Genomic DNA, 14,448 nt, shown 5'->3' with positions numbered 1-14,448 from the left:
CGGCCTGTTGAGTTTACAACAGACCGGGACACCCTGCTCAGCTACGCTGGCTCAGGACACCGTCTACCAGACCATAGGCCACGGCCTGCTCGGCGGACATGAAGTTGTCACGATCGGTGTCACGCTCGATGGTAGCCATGTCCTGACCGGTGTGGAACGCCAGGCGCTCGTTCAGGGTATTTTTAATCTTCAGGATCTCCTGGGCGTGGATCTGGATATCAGATGCCTGACCCTGGAAGCCACCCAGCGGCTGGTGGATCATCACACGGGCATTAGGCAGGCAGAAACGCTTGCCCTTGGCGCCACCGGCCAGCAGGAAGGCACCCATGGAGCAGGCCTGCCCCATGCAGACGGTGCTGACATCCGGCTTGATGAACTGCATGGTGTCGTAGATGGACATGCCCGCAGTCACCGAACCACCCGGCGAGTTGATGTAGATATAGATGTCCTTGTCCGGATTCTCGGACTCGAGGAACAGCAGCTGGGCAACCACCAGATTAGCCATGTGATCTTCAACCTGACCAGTCAGGAAGATCACCCGCTCTTTCAGCAGACGGGAGTAAATATCGTAGGAACGTTCACCCTTGGCAGTCTGTTCGACCACGATGGGGACCAGCGCATTGCTGGGAGAATCGGTCATATCGTTATAGTTCTTGTACATAAGGCATTGTCCCTAAAATAAAATGGCCCGAGTGGAGATCACACGAGCCATTATACTTAACAGTCTTGACCTTAAGTCAAATGTTCTTAGGCAGCGGCGCCAGACTTGTTGATCACTTCGTCAAAGGCAACTTCTTTTTCGGTCACTTGCGCTTTGGACAGGATCAGGTCGATGGCTTGATCTTCTACTGCCAGGTTACGAACGCCGTTCAGCATCTGTTCGTTCTTCTGATAGTACTCGATCACTTCCTTCGGATCTTCGTAGGCAGTCGCCATGGACTCGATGATGCTGTTTACACGGGCATCGTCAGCCTTGATCTCGTTGGTGCGGATCACGTCTCCCAGCAGCAGGCCTACGCGTACACGACGCTCGGCTTGAGCCTGGAACAGTTCAGCCGGCAGCTCGGGAGCGTTACCGCCCTGGAAACCACCGAAGCGCTGCAGAGCCTGCTGACGCAGAGCATCGATCTCTTGAGCAACAGCTGCTTTCGGCAGGTCGATTTGGTTGGCTTCAACCAGACCGTTCAGAACCTGCTCTTTCACGCTGTTTTTCAGGGCTTGAGCCAGTTCGCGCTCCATGTTCTTGCGCACTTCGGCTTTCAGCTCTTCAACAGAACCGCTCTCGATACCGAAACGCTTGACGAACTCTTCGGTCAGCTCAGGCAGGATCTGCTCTTCAACCTTGATCAGCTTGGAAGCGAACTTGGCTTCTTTGCCTTTCAGGTTTTCAGCGTGGTAGTCAGCCGGGAAGGTCACTTCAATGGTGAACTCGTCGCCCGCTTTCTTGCCCAGGATGGCGTCTTCAAAGCCCGGGATCATGCGGCCAGCGCCCAGCACCAGGTTGAAGCCTTCAGCTTTGCCGCCGTCGAACTCTTCACCGTCGATGGAACCGACGAAGTCCATGGTCACACGCATGCCATTGGCAGCGGCAACATCGGCATCAGCCCAGGTAGCGTGCTGCTTGCGCAGGGTGTCGATCATGTTGGCCAGATCTTCATCCTTCACGGTCGCAACCGGCTTCTCGACCTTGATGGTCTCGAGACCTGCAACTTCGAACTCCGGGTACACTTCGAAAGTGGCGGTGAACTCGAAATCCTGACCTTCTTTGATCTCTTTCGGATCCATGGTCGGGGCACCGGCCGGGCTCAGTTTGTTTTCGATGATGGCTTTGATGAAGTTGCTCTGCATCATTTCATCAGCAACGCGGGCGTGAGCCATGGCGCCGAACATCTTCTTGATGATGGCAACCGGAGCCTTGCCAGGACGGAAACCGTCGATGCGACGAGTTTTGGCCAGGCCATTCAATTCTTTACGCACAGCGGCGTCTACGGTAGCAGCCGGTACAGTGATGGTAAGACGGCGTTCCAGACCCTGGGTTGTCTCTACAGAAACTTGCATTCTTCTACCTCGTTCAACTCAGCACTGTGTGCTGACCCTTTATTGCCCCTGGGCAAAGCCCGGAGTCTTCCTGTTTATAAAGACAACGATATGTCTTTGTGATGAGAAAATATGACGCGGCATTATAGCGGCGCACTTTGGTCGAGTCGAGCCACACATCCCCCACATTGAGCGGCGTGCAAGCACAATTCGTGCAAAACTGCCCTTTATATGGGGAGAGAGGTGCCCGACTTCAACTATCCGATGGCAATAATTTTGCGTTTGTTCACCTTTTTTCATCCGAACGCCGCTTTATTGCCCATTTTTCACCGAAAAACAGCCCACCGTTGCGGGCGGCGACTCAATTTGTCCAGCCAAATGGCGATTGGGCCAATCAACCATTGCGTCCCTACCCCTCCCTCGTTATGGTGGCAACCAAATTGATGATCTGGAGTCACTCACATGGCCTTTTTCCGCTTCTTGTTCAATCTGCTCTGGTTTGTACTGGGAGGTGTCTTTATGGGCCTGGCCTGGTGGCTGGCCGGTCTTATCTGCTTTATCTCGCTGGTCGGCATCCCCTGGGGACGTGCCTGCTTCGTGATCGGCACCTTTACCTTCTTCCCGTTTGGCAAGCAGGCCGTCAATCGCAAGACCATGACTGGCCAGAGCGATATCGGCACCGGCACTCTGGGGCTGATTGGCAATATCCTCTGGTTCGTGCTGATCGGTGTCTGGCTCGCCATCGGCCACATCGCTTCCGCGCTGGCCTGCTTCGTGACCATTATCGGTATCCCGTTCGGTATCCAGCATCTCAAGCTGGCACTCATCAGTCTGGCGCCTATCGGCCAGATGATTGTGACCAATCAGGAGGCTGAATCGGGCCGCTATATCCGCTAAACACGGGAAATGCGCGGGCAGACGCTGCCCTGCAACGAAAAAAAGGGCAGACTAGGGTCTGCCCTTTTCTATTCTCTTTTGTTGAGGCCGTCATGTTACCCAGCCACTTTTTCGCCAATCTCGCCCGCATGAAACTCATCTACCGCTGGCCCCTGATGCGCAACATCCAGCCGGAAAACATTGCCGAGCACAGCCTTCAAGTGGCCATGGTGGCCCATGCCCTCGGCATCATCAAAAATCGACTGTTTGGCGGCAGCGTGAATGCCGACCGCGCCGCCGTGATGGCCCTCTACCACGATAGCAGCGAGGTGCTGACCGGCGATCTGCCCACCCCGGTCAAATACTTCAACCCCGAAATTGCCCGCGAGTACAAGAAGATAGAGCTGGCCGCCGAGCAGCGTCTGCTTGGCATGCTGCCGCCGGAACTGGTAGAGGATTTTCGCCCGCTGCTCGATTCGGCAGCCCAAGATGGCGAGCTGGTCAGGCTGGTCAAGGATGCCGATACCCTCTGCGCCTATACCAAGTGCCTCGAAGAGATTAATGCTGGCAACCGGGAGTTCGAACCGGCTCGCAAGCGCCTTGAAGCCATGCTGGCAGCCCGGATGAGCAATGAGATGCGCTACTTTATCGACACCTTTGTGGCCAGCTTCTCCCTGCCGCTCGATGAGCTGAACGCTCACTAAGCCAGTCTACATGACCTGAAAACAGAAGAGCCCGCCGGTTTAACACCGGCGGGCTCTTCGTCTTTATCAGCGGATTAGATGCAACCCATCAGTGACCCAGCTCGCGGGACGGTACCAGACCGCTCGCCCGCCAGGCGGGATAGAGGGTCGCCACCAGACTCATCAGGATGGCGGCACCCGTCACGATGAGCAGATCCTGCATATGCAACTCAGTCGGCAAAAAGTCGATGAAATAGATATCCGGATTGAGGAAGCGATGGCCGATGAGCTTTTCGACAACGCTCAGGATCTGGGTCAGCTTGCTCGAAAGCAGCCCACCCAGCAGGGCGCCGAGCAGGGCACCGGCCATGCCGTTGACCATCCCCTGAATGACGAAGGTGAGCCGGATCTGGCCGGGGCTCGCCCCCATGGTTTTCAGGATGGCGATTTCGCTGCGCTTCTCGTTCACCGCCATCACCAGGGTGGAGACAATGTTGAAGCAGGCGACGGCCACCACCATCAGCATCACCACATACATGACGGTACGCACCATCTGGATGTCCTGATAGAGATAACCCTGGCTGTTCATCCAGCTGCGGATGTAAACATGATGAGGGAACTGCTGCGCGGCGGCGATCGTAATATTTTGTGCATTAAGCACATCGCTCACCCGCAGGCTGAAGCCCTCCACGCCGCTGCCCATGCCGGTGATCGCTTGCGCATCGGCCAGATGCATAAAGCCGAGCAGACCGTCGAGCTGACCACCGATCTCCAGCAGCCCCACCACGGTCAGGGCTTCGCGCCGAGGATTCTTGATCCCCGCCTGATCACCCCCTTGCGGCAGCAGCAGGGCGACCGAATCCCCCACCTTGACCCCCAGCTTGTCGGCGATGGTCTTGCCAAGGATCACCCCACGTTCACCCGGTTGCAGCTCACGCAGACCACGGCCCGTCATGTATTTGCCGGCATCCGACAGATTGGCTTCCAGATCGGGCAGCACGGCGCGCAGTTGCACCCCCTTGAGGGCAGAGCCATGCTCCAGCAGGCCATTGAGGCGAATGACCGGCGCGGCCGCCTCAACGCCCGGCTGGGCCAGCAGGTAGTCGCGCAGACGCGGCCAATCCGGCAGCGGCCGCTCGACGGCGTCCAGCTCACCTTGCGGCACGACCGAGAGCACCCGATCTTTAAGCTCCCGCTCGAAACCGTTCATGGCGGAGAGGCCCAGGATCAGCGCCATCACCCCGAGGGCAATACCGATCAGGGAAGAGGCAGAGATAAAGGCGATAAACCCGTTGCGACGGCGGGAGCGGCTGTAACGCAGGCCCAGAAAGAGGGGCAGCGGTTTGAACATCAGGCAACCTCCGCCATCACGCCGCTCACCAGGGTCACCCGGCGATGGAGCTTGGCCGCGAGGCTCAAGTCGTGAGTCACTACCACAAACGCAGTGCCCAGTTCACGATTCAGTTCACACAGCAGTTCGTACACCGCCGTGGCACTGGCGTGATCCAGATTGCCGGTAGGCTCATCCGCCAGCACCAAGCTCGGTTCGTTGACCAGCGCCCGGGCGATCGCCACCCGCTGACGTTCGCCACCAGAAAGCTCGGAGGGACGGTGGTTCAAGCGATGGGAGAGCCCTACCCTACCCAACATTTTGGTCGCCTTTTCGGTGGCAACCGCCACCGACTCACCGGCGATCAGCAGCGGCATGGCCGCATTTTCCAGCGCACTAAACTCGGAGAGCAGGTGGTGGAACTGGTAGACAAAGCCCAGCTCGCGGTTGCGAAAACGGGCTTGGGTACGGCTGTCCCAATGGTGGATATCCTCCCCTTTGAACAGCACGGCGCCGCTGGAGGGGTTGTCCAGCGCCCCCATCAGATGCAGCAGAGTGGTCTTGCCGGAGCCGGAGCTCCCCACCACCGCCAGCATTTCACCGGGCGCGACGCAGAGATCGATCCCCTTGAGCACCTGAGTCTCCAGCTCCCCCTCTTTATAGACATGATTGAGCGCCTGGCAGCGCAGCAGAGGTTCACGGGATACGGCTTCATTCATAACAGGGGCTCCACTTGCCTCGGTAACAACGCTGGCACCCGCAACTACGGGGGCACCAGTCACAACAGAAGATGCATTATTCACGGCATTACTCATAACGCAGCGCCTCGGCCGGTTTCACCCGTGCGGCGCGTGCCGCCGGGTAAAGGGTGGCACTGAAGCTCAGCAGCACGGCGCCCAGCAAGATGGTGATGACCTGAGCCGGCTCGACAATCACCGGCAGGCCACTGCCGCCCGCCGCCATATAGAGGTTGAGCCCCACCGCATTGAGCAGAGGGTTGAGACCCAGGGAGAGCGCCAGGCCCGTCAGTCCGCCAAACAGGGCGCCAATCACCCCGCTGGAGGCGCCAAGCACCATGAAGATTTTGACGATCCCCGATTCACTCATGCCCATGGTGCGCAGGATGGCCACTTCACCCTCCTTGTCCGTCACCACCATCACCAGCGCGGAGAGGATGTTGAAAGTAGCGACGGCGATGATCAGCACCAGCATCAGCCCCATCATCCGTTTTTCCATGGCGACCGCCTGGAACAGCTCGCCCCGCTCGCGGCGCCAATCCTGCCATAGCAAGCCATCCGGCAGCGGCGTCTTGATCACTTCGTCAGCCGCAAAGGGATCATCGAGCCAGAGGCGAATGCCACCGACGGTTTCTGTCGGCAGACGCAGCAAGCGCTGGGCATCTCCCAGTGCGATCAGCGCAATCTGGTTATCCACATCGGCGCCGACCCCGAAGATACCGGAGACGGTAAAGAGGCGCTGGGCCGGTACCCGACCAAAGGGAGTGAAGCGGGTCCCCTCGGTCAGGATCAGGCGAACCTGATCGCCGATGGAGACATTGAGGCGACGTGCCACCCCCTGCCCCAGCACGATGCGGTAGTGGCCGGCCTGCAGGGTATCGAGGCGCCCCCCCAGCATCTGGCTGTGGAGGATGTCATCCTTGGGCCACTTTGCAGGGTCGATCCCCTGCACACTCACCCCGGTCAGCTGGCCGGGGCTTTGCAGCATCCCTTCGCTGTCGAGCATGGGGGCCGAGGCGACCACATGGGGTAATTTGGCCAGATCCGGCAAGCCTTGCGGGTCTGCATCAATACGGCCAGCCTGATTGGTCACCACCACATGGGGGATCACCCCGAGGATGCGCCCTTTGAGCTGCCCTTCGAAACCGTTCATCACCGAAATGACCACCATCAGGGCGGCGACCCCGATGGCGATGCCAAAGGTAGAGAACAGGGAGATAAATGAGACGAAGCGATTGCTGCGCTTCGAGCCTGCATAACGCAGGCCGATGGCCAGCGAAAGGGGCTGAAAAAGTCCGGTCTTCAAGGATATGTACGTTGCCAACAAAATAAGATACCGGATAATAAAGGGAAACCGTCCATGACAACAAGGGATAGCCTCCATGCAGGAACAGTTCTTCAGCGTCACTCATGCCACGCCGGTCAATGTGATCCCCATGCCGGCCGACTTCCACCTCCCCTCGCTGGAGGAGCTGGACGCTGAGCTGCCGGAGCCCTTTCGGATCTCTTCGGCCATTACCTCCATCGATCTGGTGACCACTCGCCTGCTGCGCAACCAGAACGAGTCGATGCACGATCTGATCGAGATCGTCAATCAGCAGTCCCGCAAGATCGACATGATCATGGGCTATGTGCTCTCCCTGCAGGACCATCCGGAGCAGCGCTTTCACACCCTGCGCTTCGGGGCTGGCCAACTCACCTACCTGCACCCCTATCATGGTCACGGGGATGCGCCGCACCTGCACCAGATCGTGCGCCTCAAGATTTTCCTGCGGGAAGAGGCGGCCGCCATCTACTGCTATGGCCAGGTCAAACAGCTTGACGGCGGTGAACATGGCACCCATGTGCAGCTCGACTATGTGCGGATCCGCGAAGATGACCGTGAACTGCTGGTTCGTGCCAGCCTCCACGTGCAATCGAAGCAGCTCAAGCTGCGCGCCCAAGAACGTCAGCGCTAACCAGAGCGAACGTCAGCGATAGATAACGTCAACGTTAAAAGAATCGAACCATGCCAATGACACTCCCCGCCTTGCCCGCCAAAGCGGGCCAAAAGATCACGCTCGGCCAGCTGGTCGGCAGCAGCCTCTCGCTGATTGCAGCTCGTCTCACCAATGAAGCCAAAGGGCCGGTACTGCTTATCACCGCCGATACCCCGAGCGCCCTGCGCCTGGAGCAGGAGCTACAGTATTTGCTGACAGGCAAGCTGCTGGCAGACAAGCAGCTAGCCGATCAGTCCGCCCCCGTATTGCTGTTCCCCGATTGGGAGACCCTGCCCTACGACACCTTCTCCCCCCATCAGGACATCATCTCCCAGCGGCTCGAGACTCTCTACAAGCTGCCGCAGATGAGCAAGGGGGTACTCATTGTCCCCATCTCCACCCTGATGTTGCGCTGCGCCCCCCGGGTCTATCTCGACAAATACAGCCTGATGGTTAAGGCCGGCCAGCGCCTCAATCTGCAACAGTTGCGCGGCCGCCTGGCCGAGGCGGGTTACGTGGCGGTGGATCAGGTGCTGGAGCACGGCGAGTTTGCCGCCCGCGGCTCCCTGCTCGATCTCTTCCCCATGGGCAGCAGCAGCCCCTATCGCATCGACTTCTTCGACGATGAAGTGGACTCCATCCGCCCATTCGATCCCGAGACTCAGCGCTCCAGCGAACCGGTCAAGACGGTCAGCCTGCTGCCCGCCCGGGAATACCCTACCGACGAGGCGGCCATCGAACTGTTTCGCGGCCAGTTCCGCGAGCAGTTCGAGCTGTCGCGGGCCGAGGGTTCCGTCTATCAGGAGGTGAGCAAGGGACGCTGGCCCGCCGGCATCGAGTATTATCTGCCGCTCTTCTTCAACCAGACCGCCAGCCTGTTTGACTATCTGCCGGAAGAGACCCTGCTGCTCACCGTGGGGGATATCTACCCCGCCGCCCAGCGCTTCTGGAACGACATCGGCCAGCGCTATGAAGACAGACGCTGGGACAACACCCGCCCACTGCTGCCACCGGCCCAGCTCTATCTGCCGGTGGAGCAGCTCTTTGCCTCCCTCGGCCAATATGGCGCGGTGCGGCTGCAAGAGGCCGCCACCGCCGGTGATGCCGGTCAGCACGATCTGCCCATCTCCGCGCTGCCCGATCTGCAACTCGATCACAGCAAGGAGCAACCTCTGCTGGCGCTTAACCAGTTCCTGCAAGGCTTTGCCGGGCGCACCCTGTTTGCGGTGGAATCCGAAGGGCGACGGGAGGTGCTCGGCGATCTGCTGGCGCGTATCTCGCTGCAACCTAAAGAGTTCCCCTCCCTCGACGCCTTTATGGCAAGCCAGGATCGCCACGGCCTCTTGGTTGCACCGCTTGAGCGTGGCTTCCTGTGGCAGGAGGTCGGTCAGGATCCACTGGCGCTGATCACCGAGACCGAACTGCTGGGCGGCAAAGTGCGCAGCAAGCGGGCGCGGGAGAAGAGCAAAAACTTAAGCTCCGATGCGGTGATCAGAAACCTGGGCGAGCTGACCCAGGGTCAGCCGGTGGTCCATCTGGATCATGGGGTCGGCCGCTATCTGGGGCTCGAAACCATCGACGCCGGTGGTCTGCCCACCGAGTTTTTGACCCTCGAATATGCCGGCGGCGACAAGCTGTTCGTGCCGGTCACCAGTTTGCACCTTATCAGCCGCTACACCGGCTCTGATAACCCGCCCAGCCACAAGCTGGGTGGCGAGGCCTGGAGCAAGGCGCGGCGCAAGGCGGCGGAGAAGGTGCGCGACGTGGCAGCCGAGTTGCTGGATGTCTACGCTCATCGCGCCGCTCGCGCCGGCTTTGCCTTCAAGCACGACAAAGAGGCCTATCGCCAATTTGCTGCAAGCTTCCCGTTCGAGGAGACCGACGATCAGCTCAACGCCATCAATGCGGTGCTGGGGGACATGTGTCAGGCCAAGAGCATGGACCGACTGGTGTGCGGCGACGTGGGTTTCGGCAAGACCGAAGTGGCGATGCGGGCGGCATTTGTGGCGGTGCACGGCGGCAAGCAGGTTGCCGTGCTGGTGCCCACCACCCTGCTGGCGCAACAGCACTACGACAACTTCCGCGACCGCTTCGCCAACTGGCCGGTGCGGGTCGAGGTACTGAGCCGCTTCCGCTCCGCCAAGGAGCAGAGCGCTGTGATGAAGGAATTGGCTGAAGGCAAGGTGGACATCATCATCGGCACCCACAAGCTGCTCGGCTCCGAACTCACCTTCAAGGATCTGGGACTGCTCATCGTCGATGAGGAGCACAGATTCGGGGTACGCCAGAAGGAGAAGATCAAGGCGCTGCGGGCCGATGTGGATATCCTCACCCTCACCGCCACTCCTATTCCACGCACTCTCAATATGGCGATGTCCGGCATGCGGGATCTCTCCATCATCGCCACCCCGCCCGCCAAGCGGCTCGCCATCAAAACCTTTGTCCGCCAGCACGAACCGGCGGTGGTGCGCGAGGCGGTGCTGCGGGAACTCAAGCGCGGCGGTCAGGTCTACTACCTGCACAACGACGTCGAGAGCATCGAGAAGTGCGCCGCCGATCTGGCGGAACTGGTGCCGGAGGCCCGCATCGGCATCGCCCACGGCCAGATGCGCGAACGTGACCTTGAGCGGATCATGTCCGACTTCTACCACCAGCGCTTCAACCTCTTGGTCTGCACCACCATCATCGAGACCGGCATCGATGTGCCAAGCGCCAACACCATCATCATGGATCGGGCGGATCACCTCGGTCTGGCCCAGCTGCACCAGTTGCGGGGCCGGGTTGGCCGCTCCCACCATCAGGCCTATGCCTATCTGCTCACCCCCCATCCCAAGCTGATGACCAAGGATGCAGCCAAGCGGCTGGAGGCGATTGCCTCGCTGGAAGATCTCGGTGCCGGCTTTGCGCTGGCGACCCACGATCTGGAGATCCGTGGCGCGGGCGAACTGCTCGGCGACGATCAGAGCGGCCAGATCGAATCGGTCGGCTTCACCCTCTACATGGAAATGCTGGAGCAGGCGGTCGAGGCACTGAAAAATGGCAAGGAGCCGTCGCTGGAGCAACTGATGAGCCAGCACACCGAGGTGGAGCTGCGCCTGCCTGCGCTGCTGCCGGATGACTACATCCCGGACGTCAATATGCGTCTCTCCATGTACAAGCGGATTGCCAGTGCGGCGGACGAGCAGGAGCTTCGCGAGCTAAAAGTGGAGCTGATCGACCGGTTCGGCCTCTTGCCGGAGGCGACCAAAACCCTGCTGGAGCTGGCTGCCTTCCGTCAGCGTGCCACTGCCCTTGGCATTCGCCGGGTGGAGATGAGCGAGCGCGGCGGCTATCTCGACTTCACGCAAGAGACCAAGGTCAATCCGGCCTATCTGGTCAAACTGCTCTCCAGCCAGCCACGGGTCTACAAGATGGACGGGCCGACCCGGCTGCGCTTCCAGGTGCCGACCCAGGATCGCGCCATGCGCCTGAAACTGGTAGATGGTTTGCTGGCTGATCTGGCCAGCAACAGCCTGTGAGTCTCTGCAACGCTGGCGGCGAGCCAGAAAGAGAATGCCAACAAAAACGGGAGCCAAATTGGCTCCCGTTTTGCTTATGTTGGCTGGCTACTAGCGTCTCCCTTCTCCCCTTGTGGGAGAAGGGTCGGGGATGAGGGGGGCAGTGAAAACCATTCCTCTCACCCTGCCCTATCCCTGGGGAGAGGGAATCGCATCGGTAAATGTTGGGCTTCGCTGCGCTCAGCACCAACCTACACCTCTGACGATCAGCCCTGGTTGGCTGGATCCTCATGGGCGGAGAACTCGCGCATAAAGGCCTCGGCCCGCTCCACCATCTTGGTCGAGCCAACAAAGTAAGGGGTACGCTGGTGCAACGCGGTGGGCTGGATATCCATGATGCGGCCAAAGCCATCGGATGCCTTGCCACCGGCCTGCTCCACCAGAAACGCCATCGGGTTGCACTCATAGAGCAGGCGCAGCTTGCCGTTCGGCGAGTTGGTGCCGGACGGATAGATGTAGATGCCACCCTTGAGCAGGTTGCGATGGAAATCGGAAACCAAGGAGCCGATATAACGTGAGGTGTAAGGTCTGTGGGTCGCCTCGTCGCGCTCCTGACAATATTTGAGGTACTTCTTCACCCCATCCGGGAACTTGATGTAGTTGCCCTCGTTGATGGAGTAGATCTTGCCCTCGTCCGGAATGCGGATGTTCTCGTGGGAGAGGCAGAAACAACCGATGGAGGGGTCGTAGGTAAAGCCGTTGACGCCAAAGCCGGTGGTGTAGACCAGCATGGTGGAGGAGCCGTAGACCACATAACCGGCGGCGACCTGACGGTTGCCCGGTTGCAGGAAGTCCTCCAGCGTCACCGGCGAACCTTGCGGGCTCAAACGGCGGTAGATGGAGAAGATGGTTCCGACCGAGACGTTGACGTCGATATTGGAGGAGCCATCGAGCGGGTCGATCAGCACCACATACTTGGAGTTTTTGGAGAGCGGTGAGTCAAAGGCGACAAAGTCCTCTTCCTCTTCCGAAGCCATGCCGCACACCTCGCCGCGCGCTTCCAACGCCGCCTTGAAGCGTTCGTTGGCGTAGACATCCAGCTTCTGCTGCACCTCGCCCTGTACGTTTTCAGCGCCCATGGAACCGATGATATCCGCCAGTCCCGCCTTGTTGATCTCCCGGTTCACCACCTTGGCAGCAAGGCGGATCGAGCTCAGCAACGAGGTCAGCTCGCCGGTCGCGGTAGGATAATCCGCCTGCTTTTTGACGATGAACTCACCCATGGTGATCATGTTTCGCATTTTTGTTCCTTTAGATCGCATCCGTTGGCATTGAAAACGTTTGCAGGCATCGGCAAAAAAAATGCCGATCACCGGCGGCCTTGATTTGTAACCTAATGTAACGTCTGTTTTTTGTTTTTGCAGCGAATTAAGCGGCCTATTAAATAGGCTATTTCGCCTCACGTTATGGTAAAAGGCGCTTTTTATTCGGTTTCAATCGATAACTTTTCGCCTCTTAATTCGTGGCAATAACCTGCGGCAAGCCATGAGCTGACTGGCCTTTGGCCATTAAAAATGGAGTCTGATGGGCCTGCCGTTCCCTCAGCCATTACCTCTTGAGATCCGATCGCCAATCCAGCACACTGATTTCGCTTTGGAAGCAAATAAAACTCAAGGATTATCAATGAACAAGACTCTCATTGCCGGCATGGTAGCCGGACTGTTTGCCCTTCCCGCCTGGGCTGCCCAGGTGCCTGCCGGTACCAAGCTGCTGCCGGATGCCCAACAAATCTACGTGACCAATATCGGCACCGAACCCACCACCATCGACCCCCAGCTGGTAGAAGAGACCGCCGGTAGTGCCATCGTCAACGATCTGTTTGAAGGGCTCTATGAGCTGGATAATACCGGCAAGATCAAACCAGCAGGCGCCGTCAGCTACGACGTCGACAAGACAGGTACCGTCTACACCTTCAAGCTGAGGCCCGAGGCCAAGTGGTCAAACGGTGAACCGGTCACCGCCGCCGATTATGTCTACGGCTGGCAACGGGCGGCCGATCCCAAGACGGCCTCCAACTACGCCTGGTTTATCGAGTTGACCGGAGTGGTCAATGCAAGCGAGGTGACACAGGGCAAGAAGAGCCCGTCAGAGCTCGGGATCAAGGCGCTCGATGACCACACCCTGCAGGTCACCCTGAAAAATCCGGTTCCCTTCTTCCTAAAAACGCTGGCCCACTACACCACGTTCCCGGCCCCCAAGGCCACCATTGAAAAATTCGGCAAGGATTGGGTCAAACCGGGCAATATCGTCTCCAACGGCGCCTTTGTACTCAAGGAGTGGACCCCCAACGAGCGGCTGAGCGCCGAGCGCAATACCCACTACTGGAACAACCAGCACACCGTCCTGAACAAGGTGATCTATCTGGAGATCGTCTCGGAAACCGCCGCCTACAACCGCTATCGCACCGGTGAACTGCACTACACCACTTATCCGCTGGAGCAATACAAACAGCTCAAGAGCAAGAGCCCGGAAGAACTGGTCAGCGTCCCCACGCTGGCCAGCTATTACTATGTCTTCAATACCCAGCGCAAACCGTTCGATGACCCGAAAGTACGCAAGGCGCTCTCGCTCGCCATCGACCGGGAGACTATCACCGACAAGATCCTGGGGCAGGGACAAATTGCCGCATATAGCTTCACGCCCCCCATTGTGGACGGTTTTGAATTGAAAAAACCGGCCAGCCAGCTGCAGAGCAAAGAGGAGCGGATCAAGCAAGCCAAAGCCCTGTTGGCCGAAGCGGGTTATGGTCCGGACAAGCCACTCACAGTGGACATTCTCTACAACACCAACGAGAGCCACAAAAAGATTGCGCTGGCCGTCTCCTCCATGTGGAAACACAACCTAGGGGTCACTGCCACCCTCAACAACATGGAGTGGAAGACCATGGTCTCGGCGCTGAACGAGGGGGATTTCGGGGTTAGCCGCTATGGCTGGAACGGGGATTATAACGACGCCTCCACCTTTCTCGACATCATGACCTCCAGCAGCAGCGCCAACAGCGGCAAGTGGTTCAACAAGGAGTACGACGCCCTGCTGGCCAAGGCCCACGACTCGCTGGATCCCGCTGAACGCAATGCCCTGTATCAGCAGGCAGAGGCTCTCATTGATGCGGATGCCCCCATCGCCCCCATCTATTTCTCGGTCAAATCAAGGTTGCTCAAACCTTTCGTGAAAGGCTATCCCCACCTTAACCCGCAGGATGTGGTCTACAGCAAGGAGCTCTATCTGGTTGCCCAGTAACCGGCTCGG

Annotated in this window: 11 protein-coding genes; 5 read left to right on the top strand and 6 right to left on the bottom strand. The window is 59.0% G+C overall.

The features are described from left to right. Positions 1 to 37 precede the first annotated feature (37 nt). Positions 38 to 661 (bottom strand): ATP-dependent Clp endopeptidase proteolytic subunit ClpP, encoded by a 624-nt coding sequence (clpP, locus tag G5193_RS01730; protein ID WP_005336979.1) that lies wholly within the window; start codon positions 659 to 661, stop codon positions 38 to 40. 86 nt (positions 662 to 747) lie between these two features. Next, a complete protein-coding gene (tig, locus tag G5193_RS01725; protein WP_005345092.1) occupies positions 748 to 2,058 on the bottom strand; it encodes a trigger factor in 1,311 nt (436 codons plus the stop codon). Positions 2,059 to 2,499: 441 nt separating this feature from the next. Between tig and G5193_RS01720 the strand changes: the two genes are divergently transcribed. Continuing rightward, positions 2,500 to 2,934, top strand: a complete 435-nt coding sequence (locus G5193_RS01720; protein ID WP_076495751.1) for a YccF domain-containing protein — start codon at positions 2,500 to 2,502, stop codon at positions 2,932 to 2,934. Between the two features lie 92 nt (positions 2,935 to 3,026). Next, positions 3,027 to 3,617: a 5'-deoxynucleotidase gene (gene yfbR / locus G5193_RS01715; protein ID WP_421172170.1), complete on the top strand. Its 591-nt coding sequence runs from the start codon at positions 3,027 to 3,029 to the stop codon at positions 3,615 to 3,617. Between the two features lie 88 nt (positions 3,618 to 3,705). On the opposite strand, the gene lolE is transcribed toward yfbR, so the two are convergent. The 3 genes from lolE to G5193_RS01700 form a co-directional block, all read right to left on the bottom strand. Then, entirely contained in the window at positions 3,706 to 4,947 is a 1,242-nt protein-coding gene (gene lolE / locus G5193_RS01710; protein ID WP_421172171.1) for a lipoprotein-releasing ABC transporter permease subunit LolE, read from the bottom strand. Further along, positions 4,947 to 5,645 (bottom strand): lipoprotein-releasing ABC transporter ATP-binding protein LolD, encoded by a 699-nt coding sequence (gene lolD / locus G5193_RS01705; RefSeq protein WP_005336988.1) that lies wholly within the window; start codon positions 5,643 to 5,645, stop codon positions 4,947 to 4,949. Before lolD ends, lolE begins: the two co-directional genes overlap by 1 nt. A gap of 88 nt (positions 5,646 to 5,733) precedes the next feature. Beyond that, entirely contained in the window at positions 5,734 to 6,969 is a 1,236-nt protein-coding gene (locus G5193_RS01700; protein ID WP_421204791.1) for a lipoprotein-releasing ABC transporter permease subunit, read from the bottom strand. Between the two features lie 76 nt (positions 6,970 to 7,045). Between G5193_RS01700 and G5193_RS01695 the strand changes: the two genes are divergently transcribed. Further along, positions 7,046 to 7,621, top strand: coding sequence for a hypothetical protein (locus tag G5193_RS01695; protein WP_064336238.1), 576 nt, complete (start codon positions 7,046 to 7,048; stop codon positions 7,619 to 7,621). A 56-nt stretch (positions 7,622 to 7,677) separates the two neighbouring features. Further along, entirely contained in the window at positions 7,678 to 11,160 is a 3,483-nt protein-coding gene (gene mfd, locus G5193_RS01690) for a transcription-repair coupling factor (protein ID WP_227343063.1), read from the top strand. A 245-nt stretch (positions 11,161 to 11,405) separates the two neighbouring features. Here the strand turns inward: mfd and fbp are convergent, their stop codons facing one another. After that, a complete protein-coding gene (gene fbp / locus G5193_RS01685; RefSeq protein ID WP_236341877.1) occupies positions 11,406 to 12,440 on the bottom strand; it encodes a class 1 fructose-bisphosphatase in 1,035 nt (344 codons plus the stop codon). A gap of 382 nt (positions 12,441 to 12,822) precedes the next feature. On the opposite strand from fbp, the gene G5193_RS01680 reads away from it, so the two are divergent. Beyond that, positions 12,823 to 14,439, top strand: coding sequence for a peptide ABC transporter substrate-binding protein (locus G5193_RS01680; protein ID WP_064336240.1), 1,617 nt, complete (start codon positions 12,823 to 12,825; stop codon positions 14,437 to 14,439). The last annotated feature ends 9 nt before the right edge of the window (positions 14,440 to 14,448 follow it).

Source organism: Aeromonas sp. 601027 (assembly GCF_049174455.1).
GTDB classification, from domain to species: domain Bacteria; phylum Pseudomonadota; class Gammaproteobacteria; order Enterobacterales; family Aeromonadaceae; genus Aeromonas; species Aeromonas veronii_A.
Note: the sequence above shows the minus strand (reverse complement) of the source record. Positions and strands in the feature narration are given on the sequence as shown.

What these genes read in the sequence shown, in the direction of transcription:
- clpP (WP_005336979.1), bottom strand. Translation starts at nt 661, where the DNA reads ATGTACAAGAACTATAACGATATGACCGATTCTCCCAGCAATGCGCTG.
- tig (WP_005345092.1), bottom strand. Translation starts at nt 2,058, where the DNA reads ATGCAAGTTTCTGTAGAGACAACCCAGGGTCTGGAACGCCGTCTTACC.
- G5193_RS01720 (WP_076495751.1), top strand. Translation starts at nt 2,500, where the DNA reads ATGGCCTTTTTCCGCTTCTTGTTCAATCTGCTCTGGTTTGTACTGGGA.
- yfbR (WP_421172170.1), top strand. Translation starts at nt 3,027, where the DNA reads ATGTTACCCAGCCACTTTTTCGCCAATCTCGCCCGCATGAAACTCATC.
- lolE (WP_421172171.1), bottom strand. Translation starts at nt 4,947, where the DNA reads ATGTTCAAACCGCTGCCCCTCTTTCTGGGCCTGCGTTACAGCCGCTCC.
- lolD (WP_005336988.1), bottom strand. Translation starts at nt 5,645, where the DNA reads ATGAATGAAGCCGTATCCCGTGAACCTCTGCTGCGCTGCCAGGCGCTC.
- G5193_RS01695 (WP_064336238.1), top strand. Translation starts at nt 7,046, where the DNA reads ATGCAGGAACAGTTCTTCAGCGTCACTCATGCCACGCCGGTCAATGTG.
- mfd (WP_227343063.1), top strand. Translation starts at nt 7,678, where the DNA reads ATGACACTCCCCGCCTTGCCCGCCAAAGCGGGCCAAAAGATCACGCTC.
- fbp (WP_236341877.1), bottom strand. Translation starts at nt 12,440, where the DNA reads ATGCGAAACATGATCACCATGGGTGAGTTCATCGTCAAAAAGCAGGCG.
- G5193_RS01680 (WP_064336240.1), top strand. Translation starts at nt 12,823, where the DNA reads ATGAACAAGACTCTCATTGCCGGCATGGTAGCCGGACTGTTTGCCCTT.